The organism is Microbacterium sp. NFH-22A-Y (genome assembly GCF_021401375.1).
Classification (GTDB): domain Bacteria; phylum Actinomycetota; class Actinomycetes; order Actinomycetales; family Microbacteriaceae; genus Microbacterium; species Microbacterium hominis.
Window position 1 is genome coordinate 18727 of sequence record NZ_JACBGF010000005.1, and the last position, 18559, is coordinate 37285.

An 18559-nucleotide genomic window follows, 5' to 3' on the forward strand; every position below is an offset into this window, starting at 1 on the left:
CGAAGCAGAGAGGGGATGCCGGTGAGTGACGCCGTTGATCCGTCGACGTACGTCCGCGTGCGTGAGAAGAGCGCGCGCGACGTCTCGTACCCGCCGGCGCCGGAACCCCTGCCCGTGCCGGTGTACGACAACCACACGCACCTGGAGATCGAGGACGGCGAGGGGCTGCCGCTCGACGAGCAGCTGCGTCGCGCGGTCGAGGTCAACGTGATCGGGGCCGTGCAGGCCGGCGGCGACATCGAATCGAGCCGGTGGTCGGCGTGGGCCGCGGCATCCCACCCCCGCGTGCTCGCGGCGGTGGCGATCCATCCCAACGAGGCACCCGCATATGCCGAGCGGGGCATGCTCGCCGATGCGATCGCCGTGATCGACGAGCTCGCCGCGCAGCCGCGCGTGCGCGCGATCGGCGAGACGGGGCTGGACTTCTTCCGCACCGACGAGACGGGACGTCCCGCGCAGTTCGAGAGCTTCGAGGCGCACATCGCGCTGGCGAAGAAGCACGCCATCGCGATGCAGATCCACGACCGCGACGCGCACGAGGCCGTGCTGGAGACGCTGGAGCGGGTCGGTGCCCCCGAGCGGACGGTGTTCCACTGCTTCTCCGGCGACGCCGACATGGCGCGCATCGCCGCCGACCGCGGCTACTGGCTGAGCTTCGCGGGCAACATCACCTTCAAGAACGCGCAGAACCTGCGCGACGCGCTGGCGGTGACGCCGCGTGAGCGGATCCTCGTCGAGACCGACGCGCCGTTCCTCACGCCCACGCCGCTGCGCGGTCGGCCGAACGCGCCGTACCTGATCCCGGTGACGGTGCGCTTCATAGCCGAGGAGCTCGGGATGCCGCTCGACGAGCTGTGCGCGCAGTTGGCGGCGAACACGCTCGAGGTCTACGGCGCGTTCGAGGACTGAGCGGCGCCGATCGGCCCACTCGCCCCCCTCGCCCCCCGGCATCGCCCGCCGTCCGGCACACTGGGGATATGGAGTTCGGCGGGGTCCTCCCGGAAGACGCGCCCGATCCGAGAGTCGCCTCGGAGGCGCGGCTGCGCGCCGTCGCGTTCCCGGTCTTCCAGTTGCGCCCGCAACCGGGCATCACACGTCTGCCGATCACGGGCTTCACGGAGAGTTCGGGGTGGGCAGGTCACGAAGAGCTGACGGTGGAGTTCTCCTACACACTGTGGCGGTACCCCGAGGACCGGTCCGATCCGAGGAATGAGATCGAACTCGACGAGCAGACACGGCGTTCCATCGAGGAGGAACCGCCGTGGGGGCGACCCGCCTGGCTCGTCGAACAGGCCCAGTTCTTTCGATACCCGATGCTGTGGAGCGCCGTCCGCACGGCGTGGCATGCGTCGCCCGACCCGGAGAGGCATGCGCTCGCCCAGCTGCTCGTCGACCACACCAATGACGTGCTGCGTAACGTCTACCGCGAGGAGCTGGGGCTGCCGGCGATTCCCACGGGTTTCCCGGATGACGGCGACTGGCGCGCGACGCCGACGTCGGTGGCCCCGGCCTCGCTCACCGTCGACGGCCGCGACCGCTTCGGCCTGCACATCGACACCGACCCGTTCGTCTACGCTTTCGGGTTCCGTGCAGACGACAGTGTCGTCTGCACGATCGTGCTGCCGCGGGACAGTCTGCCGTTTCTCGACCTGGGGATCACGACCCTCCCACGATGAGACGCGCACGCGCGGACGTTCGTGCCTCGTCACCGGGGCTCGTCGGCACCGCTGTCCGTCTCTGCCAACACCGGCTTCGCCGCGGCGATCGATGAGATCGAGCGCCAGACGAGGATGAGCGTCAACGCCGATCCGCCGAACGCGAACCACCAGGGCGCCGTGAGGCCCCAGGTCTGAGCGATCGCGCCGCCGAGCGCCTGACCGATCACGAGCCCCGCGAAGACGCCGACCATGTTCACCGACGCGATGCGGCCCTGGAGCGCCAACGGCACGAGGCGCTGGCGGACGGTGGTCGAGATCGTGGCCCACACGAACGCGTACACGCCGAAGCCGAACATGATCACGAACGCGATCGCCGGCACCGTCGTCAGCGCGAAGGCGAGATGCATGACCACTTCGAGCGTCAGACACACCCGCATGAGCGTCGCGAACGAGACCCGTCTCTCCAGCGCGCCGAAGATCCCGATCCCGACGAGCCCACCCAGCGCGGATGCCGTCGTCAGCGCTCCGTAGCCGACCGGCCCCATGCCGAGGTGGTCGGTGGCATACAGGACGAGGATGCCCCAGGGAGCGGCCCAGGTGATGTTGAAGACCAGGATGATCATCACGAGCGTCCGCACCGGCGGGTTCGCGCGCAGCCAGCGAAGGCCCTCGCGGATCGGCTGTGCGGGCCGCTCGGCATCCGCCTTTTCGCGCTCGGGGATCGGCGTACGGGCGATCCGTGCGATGAGCACGATGGCCAGTGTCACGCAGACGATCTGGGTCAGGAACGGCCAGAACGATCCCATCGCGAACAGGAAGGCGCCGAGCGGCGGACCGGCGAGCTGGTTCGCGACGAGGTAGCCGGCCTGCAGCCGGGCGTTGCCGAGACCGAGATCCGCGGGGCGTACGAGCATCGGCAGCAGCGTGCTGCCGGCGGTGTCGGCGAACACCTCCGCCGTGCCGTACAGGAACGCGGCCACCAGCACGATCCACACGGTCACGGCGCCGGTCACGAGGAAGGCGACCAGGCCCGCGACGACGAGCGCGCGCAGGGCGTTCGCGACGATGACGAGGCGACGGCGGTCGTGATGGTCGGCGACGGAGCCCGCGAACAGTCCGAACAGCAGCCACGGCAGATACTGCATCATCGCGCCGGCGGCGACGAGGATCGGCGAGCTCGTCAGCGAGGCGATGAGCAACGGGGATGCCGACAGTGCGATGCCGTCGCCGAGGTTGCTCGTCCACGACGAGGCCAGCAGCCAGCGGAAGTCGCGGCCGAGGCGGCGCGGCGCGACGATCTCGCCGACGGGGCGGCGGGTTCCGAGCGTGGGCATCCTGACATCGTAGGTGCGGCCGCCGACGTGCCGAACTCCTCCAGAATCACGACCGCCGCGCGGCGGACGCCGCGAAACCGGGGCTCCGCGGCCGCGGGCCGGCGGCGTTGGAGGAGTTCGGGACGAGTCGGCGGGCCGCAGGCCGCGCCGGCCGTCGGGCTCAGCGGGTGGTGGAGCCGCGGACGAGCTCGTACGGCAGCTCGATCGAGCGCGGCGCCTCGCCGGCGTCGAGCGCGGCGAACATGACCTCGGGGGCCTTCTCGGGGTGCAGGCACAGGTGGGTGACGCCCAGCCGGGTGTTCATCTCGCAGTCGATCGTGCACAGGACGAGCAGCTGCACGTCGCGCGGCATGACCGTGTCGATCTCCTCCAGGTGCAGGTAGATCTCCGGCCCCTCCTCGCAGTACGCGAAGACGGCGTCGACGTCGGCATCCAGGAGCTCGTGCAGCGCGGGCACGAGGCGTCGTCGCCCGGCGTCCACCCGGGCCACCAACGGTGTGCGCCCGTTGAGGGCGCTCCAGGCCAGGTAGGCGCTCTCGCCGAGCTGGTCGCGCGGGACCTCGCTCTCGTCCACGAGGAACCCGATGCGCTGCGCTCCGGCGTCGGCCAGATGCGCGAGGCCCGCGCGCACGGCCGCGGCGTAGCCGGTGCGGATCGTCAGCACCCCGCCGGGGACGGTGAGGTCGTTCGCGGCGACGGGGATGCCGGCGGCCACGGCGTCGCGCAGGATCGTGCGATCATCGGCGGGGTCGGGGAAGTAGAGCGCGTCGATCTGCGCGCCCGACAGGAGGTCGGGGCGGCTGTCGGGCAGCACCGTCACGGTGAAGCCCCGCGTCGCCCCCGCCTCGACGAGCGCGTCGAGCTGGCGTGCGCGCTGCAGCGCCCGGCGCCCGTCTTGCAGCGAGTTGGCGGCCATGACGAAGCCGATCGACATCGTGCGGCCGCTGCGCAGCGCGCTCGCGTGCTTGTTGGGCGCGTAGCCCAGTTCGGCCGCGACGGCCTTGATGCGCTCCCGCGTCTCCGCGCTGAGGTTGCCGCGGCCGTTGAGCGCCTGGCTGATCGCCGCCGTCGACACCCCCGCCCGCGCGGCGACGTCGCGGAGCGTGACGCGTGTCATCCGCGTCCGCCGTCGCCGTCGCCGTGGTCGCGCGCGTCGCCGTCATCCGTGCGGGTGCGGGGATCGCCGGCGGCGGGGAAGACGATGTCCACCGCGTGGGTCCAGGCCGTTCCGGAGCCCGCGGCGGCCAGCGTGTGCCCCTGGGAGATCAGCCCGTGCAGCAGCGCGCCGGAGAAGTGCCGCAGGGCGGCCTCGGTCTCCGCGCTCCCGCCGCGGGTGCGCGCACGCTCGAGCTCGCGGTCGAGCACCGCCTGAACGTGGGTGCGCATGTGGACCACCGCCGGTGCCACCTCGTGCACGCGCCGCGCCATCGCGTGACGCTGCGCCGCGGTCTGCACGATCAGGCGGGCCTCGCCGATGGTGGCGAACTCGTCGATCGGTGCGTGCACGCGGATGGTGTCGAGGTCGAGCAGTTCGATCTCCGGGAGCGATCGGAGCCCCGGATCGACGTTGCGCGGCATCCCGAGATCGATGATCAGCTGGGGCGTGGCGAGTCCGGCGCGCGCGGCACCGTGGTTCTCCACGTCGAGGGCGTAGGTGTCGGTCGTGGTCGTGCAGGTGACGATGACGTCGGCGCGGGCGGCCTCGGCGGCGAAGTCCTCGGCCGACACCGCCGTCAGATGCTCCCGCTTCGCGAAGCGGTCGCGGCCGGAGCGCGAGTGCACGCGGATGTCGACGGCGCCGACGTCGCGCAGGGCCGCGAGGGATGCCGCGGCGTAGCGCCCCGTGCCGATCAGGAGCACGCGGGCCTGTTCCCAGGAGCCGAGGCGGGAGCCGGCGAGCTCGACGGCCAGCCGCACGAGCGATCGGCCCGACTCGCCGAGCCTGGTCGAGTTCTTGACGGCGCGCGAGGTCTCCGTCGCGCGCTGGAAGAGATGCTCGAGGGGCGCGGTCGTGACCCCCTCCCGCCGGGCGGCATCGAGGGCGCGGCGCACCTGTCCGGCGATCTCGTCCTCGCCGACGGCGACCGAGTCCAGGCCCGACGCCACCGAGAAGAGATGCTGCGCGACGTGGTTGCCGTGCGCGAAGTCGACCGTCTCGCGCACGTCGCGGAAGGGGAGCGCCGACAGCTCGGCGAGGCGTTCCATCGCGGCATCCATCGCCGGCAGCGGCGAGGCCTCGTCGGGCCCGTCGGCCAGGTCGAAGTAGGCCTCGAACCGGTTGCAGGTGGCCAGCACGACCGCTCCGCGGATGCTCTCGTGCGCCGCCGTCAGGTCGGTCGCGACCGTGTCTCCGACGACCGACAGCCGCTCCAACGCCTCGAGGGGAGTGGTGCGCTGATGGGCGGAGAGGCAGACGAGCACGCGGGTCCAGTCGGATTCGGATCGGAAGGGAACGTGATTAGTATAACGATTAACGCCCACTCGAGTCCGTCCCGTCGGGAGCATCATCATCACCTCCTCCACCGCCGCCGCCGCTCACCCCCTGACCGCGCACGGCACCTCCGCCTCACGTCTGGTCCGTGCCCTCCGGGGCGAGCGTCCCGAGACGACGCCGGTGTGGTTCATGCGCCAGGCCGGGCGCTCCCTGCCCGAGTACCGGGCGCTGCGCGCCACCGGCACGATGCTCGACGCGTGCCTCACCCCCGAGCTCGCCAGCGAGATCACGATGCAGCCGGTGCGGCGGCACGGCGTGGATGCCGCGGTCTTCTTCAGCGACATCATCGTTCCGCTGCACCTCGTCGGCGTCGAGGTCGAGATCGCGGCCGGGCGCGGTCCCGTCTTCCGCCACCCGGTGCGGACGGCGGCCGAGATCTCCGACCTCGTGCGGATCGACCCCGCTCTCGTGGAGGAGCGCGGCGACGTCGTCGTGGAGGCGGTGCAGCGCACCGTGGCGATGCTCGCGGAGGAGGGTGACCGCCGCGGCGAGGCGCTTCCTCTCATCGGTTTCGCCGGAGCGCCGTTCACGCTCGCGGCCTACCTCGTCGAGGGCGGTCCGTCCAAGGATCACCTCGCCGCCCGCAGCCTCATCCACTCCGAGCCCGCGGCCTGGGCCGACCTCACCGCCTGGCTCGCCGAGGTCACCGGCCGCTTCCTCGCCCTCCAGGTGCGTGCCGGGGCGAGTGCGGCGCAGCTGTTCGACTCGTGGGCCGGCGCGCTCGCCCCGGCCGACTACCGGCGTGCCGTGCTCCCGGCATCCGCGGCCGCGCTGGAGCCCGCCCGCGCCCTGCGCGGGGAGGGCATCGACGTGCCCCTGATCCACTTCGGCGTCGGCACGGGCGAGATCCTCGCCGACATGGCCTCGATCGGCGTGGATGCGCTCGGCGTCGACTACCGCGTCGACCTCGACGACGCGGTGGCCCGGATCGGCCGCGACGTGACGGTGCAGGGAAACCTCGACCCGGCGCTGCTGTTCGCCCCGGAGGACGTGCGCCGCCGCGCCGCGCACGCCGCCCTCGATGCCGGGCTCGCCGCGCGGGCGCACGTGTTCAACCTCGGCCACGGCGTGCCGATGAACACCGATCCCGCCGTGCTCACCGACCTCGTGCGCACCGTGCACGACTGGCGCGCCCCCGCGGAGTCCGTGCGGTGAGTGCCGTCTCCACGGCGCCGCCCGCGACGGATGCCGACGTCATCGTCGTCGGCGCCGGCATGGGCGGGCTCGTCGTCGCCCATGACCTCGCCCGCGCCGGGTACGACGTGATCGTCGTCGACGCGGCGTCCGAGGTCGGCGGGCTGCTGCGGCGGGGAACGATCGCCGGCGTGGACATCGACCTCGGCGCGGAGTCGTTCGCCACGCGCACCGACGCCGTCGCCACCCTCGTGGCCGATGCCGGGCTCGACCTGGAGCTGGTCGCGCCGCGCCCGCAGGGCGCGTGGCTCGCGGTGGCCACCGAGGACGGCGTCACCCGCGCCCGCCTGCCGCGACGGACCGTCCTCGGCATCCCCGCCGACCCCGAGGCCGACGACGTCGTCGCGATCATCGGTGCCGACGGCGCCGCGCGGGCCCGGGCCGAGCGGCGCCTGCCGGTCGAGGCGGATGCGGAGCCGTCGTTGTACGACCTCGTCGCCGATCGTCTCGGCGCTCGCGTGGCCGACCGTCTCGTCGACACGCTGTGCCGCAGCGTCTACTCGCGGCCCGCCGCCGACGCGCGGCTGTCCGCGCTGCACCCCGGCCTCTGGCGCGAGTTCGTCGCGCGGGGCTCGCTCCTCGAGGCCGCGGATGCCGTGGCGACCGGTCAACGCGCCGGCGCCGCCGTCGGCGGTGTCCGCGGGGGCATGTGGCGGCTTCCGGCGGAGCTCGCGGATGCCGCGGCGGCGCACGGCGCGAAGATCCGCACCGGCGTCGCGGTGCGTGCCGTGCGGTCGGATGCCGAGACGGTCACGGTCGACACGGCTGGCGGATCGCTGTCGGCGCGTCACGTCGTGATCGCGACGGGCCCCGCGGAGGCGGCGCGTCTGCTGGCGGGTGCGGGCGTTTCGACTCGCTCCGCTCGCTCAACGACCGGGAGCGCCCCCCGGTCGTTGAGCGAGGAGCGTGTCCGCGCCCTCCGGTCGTTGAGCGAGGAGCGCAGCGACGAGTCGAAACGCGCCCCCGCGCCGGCGGCGGCGGGCGTCCGCCTCGTCGCCGCCGCCATCGCGCACCCCGGCCTCGCCGCCGAGCCGGTCGGATCGGGCGTCATCGCCGACCCGGCGCTGCCGACGGCGGCCAAGGCGCTCACCCACATCTCCGCCAAATGGGACTGGGCGCGCGAGGCGGTCCCCGACGGCATCCACCTCGTGCGGCTGTCCGCCCGCGACGCCGCCGCCGGCACCCTCGCCTCGGCCGACGACGTCGCGCGCGAGGTCTCGATCCTCACCGGCGTCGAGGTGGCCGCCGCCGACGTCGTCGACCTGGTCGTCCAGGAGTGGCCGGATGCCGTCGCCGCGGCCGCCGCTCCCGACGGGCTTCCGGCGCACGTCCATGCGGCCGGGGCCGTCGCGGCAGGGACGGGCCTGGCCTCCGTCATCCCGCACGCCCGCAGGCTCGCCGCCCGCATCGACGGTGCGCTGGCCGCATCCCCATCGCCGACCTCTCTTCCCACCCACCCGGTTTCCTAGGAGCACCGCATGACCGCACAGACCCCGCTCGGATACACCCTCTTCGCCGTCCTCGCCGGGCCCCGCCCGCGCGTCGCCGCGACGGACGCGGCGGCGATCGCCGAGCTCTCCGAGGCCGTCGCCGCGGTGACGGCCGGCGGCGTCACCGTCCGCGGCCTGTACGACGTCACCGGCATGCGCGCCGAGGCCGACCTCATGATCTGGCTGCACACCACGCCCGGCGAGGTCGACGACCCGGCCATCCTGCAGAAGGCGCTGCGCACCCTCCGGCGCACCGCGGTGCTGGAGGCCCACACGGCGGTCTGGACGGCGATGGGCGTGCACCGGGAGGCGGAGTTCAACAAGCGGCACGTGCCCGGCTACCTCCGCGGCGAGAGCGCCCGCGGCTGGCTGTGCCTGTACCCGTTCGTGCGCAGCTACGAGTGGTACCTGCTGCCCGACGAGGAGCGCGCCGCCATGCTCGCCGAGCACGGCCGCAAGGGTGCCCGCTTCACCGACGTCGTCGCGAACACCGTCTCCACGTTCGGCCTGAGCGACTACGAGTGGCTGCTGCCGCTGGAGAGCGACGACCCGATCCACCTCGTCGACATGATGCGCGACCTGCGCGCCACCGATGCGCGCCGCCACGTGCGCGAAGAGGTGCCGTTCTACACCGGCCGACGGCTCGAGCTGGACGAGCTCGCGGAGGTGCTGAGCTGATGGCCGAGAACATCGCCCCCCGCGCCGCAGCTGCGGCGCCGTTCCGCCCCAAGCCGGCGCGCGCGAGCGCCGCTCCCGTCTGCGGCGACGGATGCCGGGTGCCGGCCGCGACCGCGGCGACGTGCGCCGGCGAGCCGCACGTCAGCGTCCCGACGGCGTATGACGGCGTGCTGCTGCTGGGCTTCGGCGGCCCCGAGGGTCAGGACGACGTGATCCCGTTCCTGCGCAACGTCACGGCGGGCCGCGGCATCCCCGACGAGCGCCTGGAGGAGGTCGCGCATCATTACCGCCACTTCGGCGGCGTCTCGCCGATCAACGAGCACAACCGCGAGCTGAAGGCGGCCCTGGACGCCGAGCTCGCCGCGCGCGGGCTCGACCTGCCGGTCTACTGGGGCAACCGCAACTGGATGCCGTACGTCGCCGACGCGCTGCAGGATGCGCACGATGCCGGTCATCGGCGCCTGCTCGCGATCGCGACGAGCGCGTACAGCTCGTACTCGTCGTGCCGGCAGTACCGCGAGGACCTGGCGGATGCCGTGGAGGCGACCGGCCTGTCCGGCGAGGTCGAGATCGACAAGGTGCGCCAGTTCTTCGACCACCCGGGCTTCGTCACGCCGTTCGCCGAGGGCGTCGCCGAGGGACTCGCCGCCCTCCACGCGCAGGGCTTCGCCGACGATCAGATCGAGATCCTCTTCTCCACCCACTCGATCCCGAACAGCGACGCCGACCGCTCCGGTCCGCCCGAGCGCGGGTTCGGCGCCGGCGGGGCCTACGTCGCGCAGCACACCGCGGTCGCCGAGGCGATCATGGCGCGCCTCGCCTCGTCGTGCGCCTGGCAGCTCGTCTTCCAGAGCCGGTCGGGCCCGCCGCAGGTGCCGTGGCTCGAGCCCGACATCAACGACGCGATGGCCGAGCTTCCGGCCCGCGGGCGCCGGGCCGTGCTGATCGTGCCGCTCGGCTTCGTCAGCGACCACATGGAGGTGCTCTGGGACCTCGACACCGAGGCGATGGAGACCGCCGAGGAGCTCGGCCTGATCGCCCTGCGCACACCCACCCCCGGCACGCATCCGGCGTACGTGTCGGGTCTCGTCGATCTGATGGTCGAGCGCCTGGACGGCACCCCGGCCGCGGACCGCCCCCACGAGACCGACCTCGGCCCCTGGTACGACGTGTGCCGTCCCGGATGCTGCGAGAACAAGCGCCTGGGCTTCCAGCCCGCGCTCGCCGGGATCGCGCCGTGACCGTGACCGACGCGTCCGGCGCCGCGCCGCTGCGCCTCGGCACCCGTGCGAGCCTGCTCGCCACCACGCAGTCGGGCCACGTCGCCGCGGCGCTCCGGGCGGCGACCGGCCGCGAGGTGGAGCTCGTGCCGATCACGACGGCGGGCGACGTGCTCACGGGACCCCTCGCACAGCTCGGCGGCACCGGTGTCTTCGTCGCGGCGCTTCGCGAAGCCCTCCTCCGCGGGGAGTGCGACCTCGTGGTGCACTCGATGAAGGATCTGCCGACCGCCGAGGTCGACGGCCTCGCGATCGCCGCCGTGCCGCCGCGCGCACCCGTGGGCGATGTGCTGTGCGCCCGCGACGGCCTCACGCTCGACACCCTGCCGCACGGCGCGGTCGTCGGCAGCGGCTCGCCCCGCCGGGTCGCACAGCTGCTCCGGCGCCGGCCCGATCTGCAGGTCCGCGGCATCCGCGGCAACGTCGACACACGGCTGCGGAAGGTCGACGAGGGGGAGTACGACGCGATCGTGCTCGCCGAGGCCGGCCTCACCCGCATCGGCCGCACCGACCGGATCACCGACCGCTTCGCCGCGGACGGCTGGCCGACATCGGCCGGGCAGGGTGCGCTGGCGGTCGAGGTGCGATCGGACTCCGCGGTCGCCGCGCAGATCGCCGCGATCAGCGATGCGGATGCCGAGGTCACCGCGCTCTGGGAGCGCGCCGTGCTGCGGCTGCTGGAGGCCGGCTGCGCCGCGCCGGTCGGCATCTCGGCCCGGCTCGCGGAGGCCGCGGGTGCGGACGTTTCGACGCGCTCCGCTCGCTCAACGACCGGTGGCCTCGTCCCGGTCGTTGAGCGAGGGCCGCAGGCCCGAGTCGAAACGCTCGGCGCGGCTGCGGGTGCGGACGTTTCGACGCGCTCCGCTCGCTCAACGACCGGTGGCCTCCTCCCGGTCGTTGAGCGAGGGCCGCAGGCCCGCGTCGAAACGCCCGTCACGCTGGTCGCCGAGGTGTACGCCCTCGACGGCGCCCGCGCCGTCCGCGTCGCGCACACCGCCACCCGCGAGGAGCTGGCCGACGCCGCCGGGCGCGATCTCGCCGCGGCATCCGTCGTCGCGGCGCTCATGGATGCCGGCGCCGGCGATCTCGCCGACCTCGGCCCGCGCGCCACCGGCGCGGAGGGAGCCGGACGGTGACCGCCCTGGAGGGGGCGCGGGTGCTCGTGCCGCGCGGCGGCGCCTGGGGTGAGCGGGTCGCGCAGGAGCTCGCGGCGCGCGGCGCCCGACCCGTGATCGCACCCGTGATCCGCACCGCGCCGCCCCGCGACGCCGCCGCGCGCGACGCGACGTTCACCGCGCTCGCCGACGGGCGTTACGCGTGGCTCTTCGTCACCAGCGCCGCGAGCGTCGAGCAGCTTGCCGGCTTCCTCTCCGCGCAGCGGCGGACCCTGCCGGACACCCTCGAGATCGCCGCCGTCGGTCCGTCGACGGCCCGCGCGGTGGGTGCCCTCGGTGCGCGCGTCGCGTTCGTCCCGGGAGGACGCTCGTCGGCGCAGACGATGATCGTGCAGTGGACCGCGGCGCACGACGCGGCATCCACCGGGCGCTGCCTCGTCGTCCGCTCGGACCTCGCCGCCGCGGTCGTCAGCGACGAGCTCGAGCTGCGCGGGTTCGCGGTGGACGTCTGCATCGGCTACCGCACCGTCGGCGTCGACCTCGACCCGGCGGTCGCGGGGGAGCTGCACGACGGGCGGTTCGACATCGTCCTGCTCACCTCGCTGAGCGTCGGCCGCGAGCTGCGCCGCCAGGTCGGCACCCTCCCGGCATCCACCCTCGTCGCCTCGATCGGCCCGGGCACGACGCGCGACGCCGAGCGTCTCGGCTTCACCGTCGGCCACACCGCCCGCACGCAGAGCATCGACGCCCTCATCGCCGAGCTCGACTCCTCATCCCGACGTCTGGAGGTCACCCCATGACCACGTTCCCCGTCCGCCGCCTGCGGCGCCTCCGGCAGACGCCGGCGCTGCGCCGGCTCGTGTCCGAGACCGACCTGAGCGCGCGTCGTCTCGTGCTGCCGGTGTTCGTCAAGGAGGGCATCGCCCAGGCGCAGCCCATCGCCAGCATGCCCGGCGTCCAGCAGTACCCGATCGAGCAGCTCGCCGCGCTCGTCGACGACGCCGCGGAGGCCGGAATCGGCGGCATCATGCTCTTCGGCGTTCCCGCGGTGCGCGACGCCGTCGGCAGCGGCGCGACCGACCCCGACGGCATCCTCAACCGGGCGATCGCCGTCGCGGCGCGCGCGGCGGCCGGGCGCCTCACGGTGCAGGCCGACCTCTGCCTCGACGAGTTCACCGACCACGGCCACTGCGGCGTGCTCGCCGCCGACGGGAGCGTCGACAACGACGCGACCCTCGAGGTGTACGCGCGGATGGCCGTCGCCCAGGCGGAGGCCGGCGCCGACGTCCTGGGCCTGTCCGGCATGATGGACGGCCAGGTCGCCGCGTGCCGTGCCGCCCTGGATGCGGGGGGACGCAGCGACGTCGTGATCCTCGCCTACTCCGCCAAGTACGCCTCCGCCTTCTACGGCCCCTTCCGCGACGCCGTCGAGTCGACGCTCACCGGCGACCGCCGCACCTACCAGCTCGACCCGGCCAACGGCCGCGAGGGCGTGCAGGAGGCGCTCGCCGACATCGACGAGGGCGCCGACATCGTCATGGTCAAGCCCGCCGGGCCCTACCTCGACGTGCTGGCCGAGGTCGCCGCCGTCTCGTCGGTGCCGGTCTGGGCCTACCAGGTGTCGGGCGAGTACGCGATGATCGAGCACGCCGCCGCGGCCGGGGTCATCGACCGCGAGCGTGCGATCGGGGAGACCCTCCTCGGCATCCGCCGCGCCGGCGCCGAGGCGATTCTGACGTACTGGGCGATCGAGGTCGCCGGCTGGATCCGAGAGGGACGCGCACTCGCATGACCGACACCAACGACGCCCTGTTCACCCGTGCCCGCGCCGTCATCCCGGGCGGTGTGGACTCGCCCGTGCGCGCCTACGGGTCCGTCGGCGGCACGCCGCGCTTCCTCGTCGAGGCCGCGGGTCCGTACGTGACGGATGCCGAGGGCCGCCGCTACGTCGACCTCGTCGCCAGCTGGGGTCCGGCGCTGCTCGGCCACGCCCACCCCGAGGTCGTCTCCGCCGTGCAGGAGGCCGCGGCACGCGGTCTGTCCTTCGGGGCGCCCACGCCCGCCGAGGCGGAACTGGTCGAGCTCATCGTCGCGCGGGTGCCCGCCGTGCAGAAGGCGCGGCTGGTCTCCACCGGCACCGAGGCGACCATGACGGCGATCCGTCTGGCGCGCGGCGCCACCGGCCGCGACCTGCTCGTGAAGTTCGCCGGTCACTACCACGGGCACTCCGACGGCCTGCTCGCCGCGGCCGGGTCGGGGCTCGCGACCTTCGCGCTGCCCGGGTCGGCCGGCGTGCCCGAGGCGGTCGCGGCGCAGACGCTCGTCGTGCCGTACAACGACCGGGTCGCGCTGGAGGAGGCCTTCGCCGCCCACCCCGGTCGCATCGCCGCGGTCATCACCGAGGCCGCGGCCGCGAACATGGGTGTCGTGGCCCCGGCATCCGGGTTCTCGGCCTTCCTCGCCGACCTCTGCCGGCGTGAGGGCGCCCTGCTGATCAGCGACGAGGTGCTCACCGGTTTCCGCGCCGCGCCGGGCGGCTACGCGCAGGTGCTCGCGGAGGCGGGGGAGACGGTCGTCCCCGACCTCGTCACGTTCGGCAAGGTGATCGGCGGGGGTCTGCCGGTCGCAGCCGTCGGCGGGCGCGCCGACGTGATGGATCTGCTGGCCCCGCTCGGTCCCGTGTACCAGGCGGGGACGCTGAGCGGGAACCCGGTCGCCGTGGCCGCGGGACTGGCGACCCTCCGTCTCGCCGACGACGCGGCCTACCTCCGGCTGGGACAGGCCGCCGACGCGGTCGCCGACGCGACCACGCGCGCGCTGGCCGAGGCCGGTGTGCCCCACGTGCTGCAGCGGGCGGGAACCCTCTTCAGCGTGTTCTTCGGTGCGGACGTCGTCGGCGGGGTGCCCGACTACGGGGCGGCGCAGCGACAGGACACCGCCGCCTACGGCCGGTTCTTCCACACGATGCTGGATGCCGGGATCTCGCTGCCGCCGTCCGCCTTCGAGGCCTGGTTCCTCACCGCCGCCCACGACGACGCGGCCGTCGCGCAGATCGTCGACGCCCTGCCCGCGGCCGCCCGCGCCGCGGCCGCCGCCTAGGTTCCCGAGGAGAGGACGGGATGCCGCGGGCCGAGCCGCGGCATCCCGTCCTCGACACGCGACATCTCCTCGGCAACGGCAACGGCCCCGGCAACGGCACCAACAACGGCACCGACCCGGCCGCGGAGGACGCCGTGTCGGAGGCTCCCTCTAGCGTGTCGACCATGGACACCGACGAGCTGTTTCTGCGTTCCGACGCCGCCCTGCGCGACGTGATCGACCGGATCGACCCGGCCGATCTCACCCGTCCGGCACCGTCCGAATGGACCTCCACGGCGGATCCCACCTTCCGCGACATCCTTCAGGCGCACACCTACGACGAGGCCTGGGTCCCCGACGTCCTGCGCGGGCGCGCATCGGCCGACGGCGACGACCTGCGGGGAGTCGACCTGCTCGGCGACGATCCGATCGGCGCGTACGACGCCCGCAACGACGCCGCGACGGCGGCGGTCCGCGCCGGCGGCTACGCCGACACCTTCCGGTTCAGCTACGGCGACTACCCGGCCGCCGAGGGTCTCGCCCACCTCGCCACCTACCGGGCGTTCCAGGCGTGGCTCATCGCGAAGCACCTCGGCATCCCGTTCCACTTCACCCCCGAGCTGATCGCCGGTCTCGAGGAGCACGTCGTCTCGTTCGCCGAGGAGTGGCGCGCGTGGGGTGTGTTCCCGCCGGCGATCGATCCGCCCGAGGGGGCCGACGACGAGACGCGCCTGCTGTGCGCCGTCGGCTACTGGATCGCCTAAGCCTCGGATCCCGCCGGCTCGGGCGGCCGCACGCATCACGGATAGGCTGGTGCGCATGCCCGTGACCCTGCTCGGAGCCGCCGAGATCCGCGCGCTCGCCGCCGACCTCGACGTCACTCCGACCAAGAAGCTGGGGCAGAACTTCGTCGTCGACGCCAACACGGTGCGAAAGATCGTCCACGTCGCGGAGGTGACCGCCGCCGACCGCGTCGTCGAGGTCGGGCCGGGTCTCGGCTCGCTCACCCTCGCCATCCTCGAGACGGGCGCGCCCGTCACCGCCGTCGAGATCGACCACCGCCTCGCGGAGCGGCTGCCGGCCACCGCCGCGGCCCACGGCGTCGCCGACGGTGCGCTGACGGTCGTGGATGCCGACGCCCTCCGTGTCACGGCGCTGCCGGGCGATCCGAACGTGCTCGTCGCGAACCTGCCCTACAACGTCAGCGTGCCGGTGCTCCTGCACTTCATGGAGACCTTTCCCGGTCTCGAGCGCGGCGTCGTGATGGTGCAGGCCGAGGTGGGGGAGCGTCTCGCGGCGCCTCCCGGATCGAAGGTCTACGGCGCCCCGAGCGTCAAGGCGGCCTGGTACGGCGCGTGGCGGCTGGCGGGCACGGTGTCGCGGCAGGTCTTCTGGCCGGTGCCGAACGTCGACAGCGTGCTGGTCGGATTCCGCCGTGATCCGCAACCCCGCGGCGACGAGACCCTCCGCCGCGCCACCTTCCGGGTCGTGGATGCCGCCTTCCAGCAGCGCCGCAAGATGCTGCGCCAGGCGCTCGCCCCGCTCCTCGGCGGCTCATCGGCGGCGGCGACCGCGGTGCTGGAGGCGGCCGGAGTGGACCCCACGGCCCGGGGCGAGCAGCTGACGATCGACCACTTCGTGGCGGTCGCCCGCGCCTCCCGCTGACCGCGCGCCGGCGGCGACCTCGACACGACGCGCAACGTTCACCGCGCGGTCACGAAACATGTCTGTAACATGACGCGCATGCGAATGGCCGAGCATCCTGCTCCCGAGCGGATCGTGCTTCATCTCAGCGACACCCACCTTCGGGCCGGGGGCTCGCGCATCTGGGACGCCGTCTCGGGCGAGGAGCACCTCGCCCGCGCGCTCGACGGCATCGAGTCCTCGGGCGTGCGCCCCGACGCCATCGTCGTCTCCGGCGACCTCGTCGACCTCGGCGAGCGTGCCGCGTACGCGACGCTGCGGGCGATGGTGGAGCCCGTCGCCGCGCGCCTGGAGGCGCCGGTGGTGTGGGTCATGGGAAACCACGACGATCGCGCCGCGTTCCGCGCCGAGCTGTGGGACGATCCGGCCGCCGATCTGCGCCCCGTCGACCGGGTGGACGAGTTCGACGGTCTGCGCATCGTCACCCTCGACACCTCTGTTCCGGGCCACCACTACGGCGAGCTCTCCGACGCCCAGCTCGCGTGGCTGTCCGCCGTGCTGGAGACGCCCGCGCCGCTCGGCACGATCCTGGCGATGCACCACCCGCCCGTTCCCAGCGTGCTCGCGCTGGCGGCGAGCGTCGAGCTGCGCGGTCAGGCGCGTCTGGCCGCCGTCGTCCGCGGCACCGACATCCGCGCCATCATCGCGGGGCACCTGCACTACTCGACGTTCGCGACGTTCGCGGGCATCCCCGTGTCGGTCGCGTCATCCACCTGCTACGCGCAGGATCTCACCGTCCCCGTCGGCGGCACCCGCCCGCAGGACGGGGCCCAGTCGTACAACCTGGTGCACGTCTACGACGACACGGTCGTCCACTCCGTGGTCCCCGTCGACGTCCCCCGCGTGATGGAGTACACCGACCCGGAGGCCGCGCGCCGGCGGCTCGCCGAGGCGGGCATCACGGGCGTCGGCGTGCAGAGGCCGAGCGCCCCGCCGACGCGGCCGTTGTCCGTGCTGCGCTGACCGGCACCTCCCACGGCGCCCGCACCGGGAACATGCGCTCGAGCGTGTCGCGCAGCAGGCGCACGCGCATCTCCTCCGGCACCTCGGTCTCACCGCCGTCGTTGAGGCAGAACATGTCCGCGTCGCGGCGCTCCTCCAGCCGGCGCATCTTGCGCAGCGCGGAGACCATGGTGGTCTGCACGTAGGTCACCCGCGGTGCGGTCGTCGCCACGGCCCGCCCGGTCATGAGGGCGTAGTAGTGGTAGAGGCTGTTGGTGACCGACACGTCGCTCGCCGAGCGGAACCGGGATGCCGCGGTGCGCGCGATGTCCTCGGCGAACTCCCGTTCGAGCTCGGCGGCGATGCTGCGCCTCATCGGCGCGGCGCAGTGCTCGAGGTCGCGCACGATCGAGCGGCCGAAGCGTTCGAGCAGGAGGGCGCGGTTCACGCGCAGGGCGTTGTCGTGCCCGGACCGCTCGCTGCGCGCCGCCCCGGCCCCGATGCGCACGTCGCACTCGACGAACGTCGTGAGCCCGCCCGCGGTGAAGAACATCTCCGGGGTGACGGGACGGCCGAAGAACATGTCGTCGTTCGAGTACAGGAAGTGCTCGGCGAGGCCGTCGATGCGATGCAGCTGCGCCTCGACGGCGTGCGAGTTGTGGGTGGGCAGGACCGACGGGTCGGCGAAGAACTCCTCGCTGCGCACGATCGTGACGCGCGGGTGCTCGGCCAGCCAGGCGGGCTTGGGCGAGTCGGTGGCGATGAAGATCCGACGCACCCAGGGGGCGTACATGTGCACGCTGCGCAGTGCGTAGCGCAGCTCGTCGACGTGGCGGTAGCGCGCCGGCCCGTCGTCGCCCTCGCCGACCACGTACTCCTCGAGCTGCGCGGCGCGCTGGCGCTGGAACTCGCTGGCCGAGCCGTCGACCCACGAGAAGACCATGTCGATCTCGGCGGTGACCTGATGCGGCCGCGCGTCGAACATGCCCACGACCGTCCTCCAGGAGCGGCCGTGGCGCCACACCGTCGTGGGGGTGAGATCGGATGCCGGGAACACCCGCCGCGTGAGGGCGTTGGCGCGCGGCGCGTGCACGAGCCCGTCCGCTCGGCGCCACGCCTCGAGGCGCACCGACTCCGCCGTCCCGTAGCGCAGCGAGCCGTTGGCGCTGATGCGCGGGCGGTACAGACGCATCCCCCAGACGTCGTCCGGGTCGGGGAGGGGCAGATCCACCGCGAGGCGCGCGGCGGCGCCGGCGGGCTTGGCGTAGAGCGGTTCGTCCGCGCCGGCCGCGGCCAGGGCGCGGACGGCGGCCGGGCCTTCGGCGGCATCCACGACGATCACCGCGCCGCCGTGGTCGTCCTGCGCGAGCATCGGGTCGAGGCCGGCGGCCGCGAGGGCGTCGGCGACGAGGCCGATGTCGGCCGTCCGGGCCATCTCGGGGGTGAGGTCGTCGTGCACGAGGTGGAGGACACCGTCGACCCATCGGAGGTCGTCGCGGGCGAGCAGACCTGACCAGGGGTGCGGATGCGGTGAGAGTGCCTCCAGTGGTGTCACGCAGACCTTCTTTCGTCGCCGGGGAGCCTTCAGCGTA

At 73.5% G+C, this 18559-nt stretch carries 16 protein-coding genes and 1 pseudogene; 13 read left to right on the top strand and 4 right to left on the bottom strand.

The features are described 5' to 3' along the window. The first annotated feature begins 15 nt into the window (after positions 1-15). On the top strand, positions 16-909 hold the full coding sequence (locus L0965_RS15395) for a TatD family hydrolase (protein ID WP_101305992.1): 894 nt from the start codon (positions 16-18) through the stop codon (positions 907-909). 68 nt (positions 910-977) lie between these two features. Beyond that, the gene (locus tag L0965_RS15400; RefSeq protein ID WP_101305993.1) at positions 978-1676 is read left to right on the top strand and encodes a hypothetical protein; all 699 of its coding nucleotides are present in this window, start codon (positions 978-980) and stop codon (positions 1674-1676) included. A 29-nt stretch (positions 1677-1705) separates the two neighbouring features. On the opposite strand, the gene L0965_RS15405 is transcribed toward L0965_RS15400, so the two are convergent. The 3 genes from L0965_RS15405 to L0965_RS15415 all read right to left on the bottom strand — a co-directional run bounded on the left by L0965_RS15405 (position 1706) and on the right by L0965_RS15415 (position 5413). Further along, the gene (locus L0965_RS15405; protein WP_101305994.1) at positions 1706-2992 is read right to left on the bottom strand and encodes an MFS transporter; all 1287 of its coding nucleotides are present in this window, start codon (positions 2990-2992) and stop codon (positions 1706-1708) included. 160 nt (positions 2993-3152) lie between these two features. After that, entirely contained in the window at positions 3153-4109 is a 957-nt protein-coding gene (locus L0965_RS15410; protein ID WP_101305995.1) for a LacI family DNA-binding transcriptional regulator, read from the bottom strand. After that, positions 4106-5413, bottom strand: a complete 1308-nt coding sequence (locus L0965_RS15415) for a glutamyl-tRNA reductase (protein WP_232784017.1) — start codon at positions 5411-5413, stop codon at positions 4106-4108. Before L0965_RS15415 ends, L0965_RS15410 begins: the two co-directional genes overlap by 4 nt. 151 nt (positions 5414-5564) lie before the next feature. Between L0965_RS15415 and hemE the strand changes: the two genes are divergently transcribed. From hemE to L0965_RS15470, 11 genes and pseudogenes are all read left to right on the top strand, one after another. Beyond that, on the top strand, positions 5565-6641 hold the full coding sequence (gene hemE / locus L0965_RS15420) for a uroporphyrinogen decarboxylase (RefSeq protein WP_374198342.1): 1077 nt from the start codon (positions 5565-5567) through the stop codon (positions 6639-6641). After that, entirely contained in the window at positions 6638-8149 is a 1512-nt protein-coding gene (locus L0965_RS15425; protein ID WP_232784019.1) for an NAD(P)/FAD-dependent oxidoreductase, read from the top strand. Before hemE ends, L0965_RS15425 begins: the two co-directional genes overlap by 4 nt. A gap of 9 nt (positions 8150-8158) precedes the next feature. Continuing rightward, a complete protein-coding gene (hemQ, locus tag L0965_RS15430) occupies positions 8159-8848 on the top strand; it encodes a hydrogen peroxide-dependent heme synthase (RefSeq protein WP_101305997.1) in 690 nt (229 codons plus the stop codon). Beyond that, positions 8848-10089 (top strand): ferrochelatase, encoded by a 1242-nt coding sequence (locus tag L0965_RS15435; protein WP_101305998.1) that lies wholly within the window; start codon positions 8848-8850, stop codon positions 10087-10089. Before hemQ ends, L0965_RS15435 begins: the two co-directional genes overlap by 1 nt. Then, positions 10086-10979, top strand: a pseudogene (hemC, locus tag L0965_RS15440) (hydroxymethylbilane synthase); the annotation flags it as partial. The gene L0965_RS15435 and the pseudogene hemC, both read left to right, overlap by 4 nt. A 281-nt stretch (positions 10980-11260) precedes the next feature. Next, complete coding sequence (locus tag L0965_RS15445) at positions 11261-12043, top strand: uroporphyrinogen-III synthase (RefSeq protein ID WP_101305999.1); 783 nt, start codon at positions 11261-11263, stop codon at positions 12041-12043. After that, a complete protein-coding gene (hemB, locus tag L0965_RS15450; RefSeq protein WP_061782172.1) occupies positions 12040-13035 on the top strand; it encodes a porphobilinogen synthase in 996 nt (331 codons plus the stop codon). The genes L0965_RS15445 and hemB overlap by 4 nt, the downstream gene beginning before the upstream one ends. After that, positions 13032-14342, top strand: coding sequence for a glutamate-1-semialdehyde 2,1-aminomutase (hemL, locus tag L0965_RS15455; RefSeq protein ID WP_101306000.1), 1311 nt, complete (start codon positions 13032-13034; stop codon positions 14340-14342). The genes hemB and hemL overlap by 4 nt, the downstream gene beginning before the upstream one ends. A 20-nt stretch (positions 14343-14362) precedes the next feature. Then, on the top strand, positions 14363-15085 hold the full coding sequence (locus L0965_RS15460) for a hypothetical protein (protein WP_232784021.1): 723 nt from the start codon (positions 14363-14365) through the stop codon (positions 15083-15085). 55 nt (positions 15086-15140) lie between these two features. Continuing rightward, positions 15141-15986: a 16S rRNA (adenine(1518)-N(6)/adenine(1519)-N(6))-dimethyltransferase RsmA gene (gene rsmA / locus L0965_RS15465; RefSeq protein ID WP_101307195.1), complete on the top strand. Its 846-nt coding sequence runs from the start codon at positions 15141-15143 to the stop codon at positions 15984-15986. Positions 15987-16064: 78 nt separating this feature from the next. Further along, the gene (locus L0965_RS15470; RefSeq protein WP_101307196.1) at positions 16065-16988 is read left to right on the top strand and encodes a phosphodiesterase; all 924 of its coding nucleotides are present in this window, start codon (positions 16065-16067) and stop codon (positions 16986-16988) included. On the opposite strand, the gene L0965_RS15475 is transcribed toward L0965_RS15470, so the two are convergent. Next, positions 16924-18522 carry a stealth conserved region 3 domain-containing protein gene (locus L0965_RS15475; RefSeq protein ID WP_101306001.1) on the bottom strand — a complete coding sequence of 533 codons (1599 nt, stop codon included), beginning with the start codon at positions 18520-18522 and terminating at the stop codon, positions 16924-16926. The genes L0965_RS15470 and L0965_RS15475 overlap by 65 nt on opposite strands. Positions 18523-18559 lie beyond the last annotated feature (37 nt).

Excerpts from the sequence above, each read along its gene's own strand:
- L0965_RS15395 (WP_101305992.1), top strand. The coding sequence starts at position 16 with ATGCCGGTGAGTGACGCCGTTGATCCGTCGACGTACGTCCGCGTGCGT.
- L0965_RS15400 (WP_101305993.1), top strand. The coding sequence starts at position 978 with ATGGAGTTCGGCGGGGTCCTCCCGGAAGACGCGCCCGATCCGAGAGTC.
- L0965_RS15405 (WP_101305994.1), bottom strand. The coding sequence starts at position 2,992 with ATGCCCACGCTCGGAACCCGCCGCCCCGTCGGCGAGATCGTCGCGCCG.
- L0965_RS15410 (WP_101305995.1), bottom strand. The coding sequence starts at position 4,109 with ATGACACGCGTCACGCTCCGCGACGTCGCCGCGCGGGCGGGGGTGTCG.
- hemQ (WP_101305997.1), top strand. The coding sequence starts at position 8,159 with ATGACCGCACAGACCCCGCTCGGATACACCCTCTTCGCCGTCCTCGCC.
- L0965_RS15435 (WP_101305998.1), top strand. The coding sequence starts at position 8,848 with ATGGCCGAGAACATCGCCCCCCGCGCCGCAGCTGCGGCGCCGTTCCGC.
- hemB (WP_061782172.1), top strand. The coding sequence starts at position 12,040 with ATGACCACGTTCCCCGTCCGCCGCCTGCGGCGCCTCCGGCAGACGCCG.
- hemL (WP_101306000.1), top strand. The coding sequence starts at position 13,032 with ATGACCGACACCAACGACGCCCTGTTCACCCGTGCCCGCGCCGTCATC.
- L0965_RS15460 (WP_232784021.1), top strand. The coding sequence starts at position 14,363 with ATGCCGCGGGCCGAGCCGCGGCATCCCGTCCTCGACACGCGACATCTC.
- rsmA (WP_101307195.1), top strand. The coding sequence starts at position 15,141 with ATGCCCGTGACCCTGCTCGGAGCCGCCGAGATCCGCGCGCTCGCCGCC.
- L0965_RS15470 (WP_101307196.1), top strand. The coding sequence starts at position 16,065 with ATGCGAATGGCCGAGCATCCTGCTCCCGAGCGGATCGTGCTTCATCTC.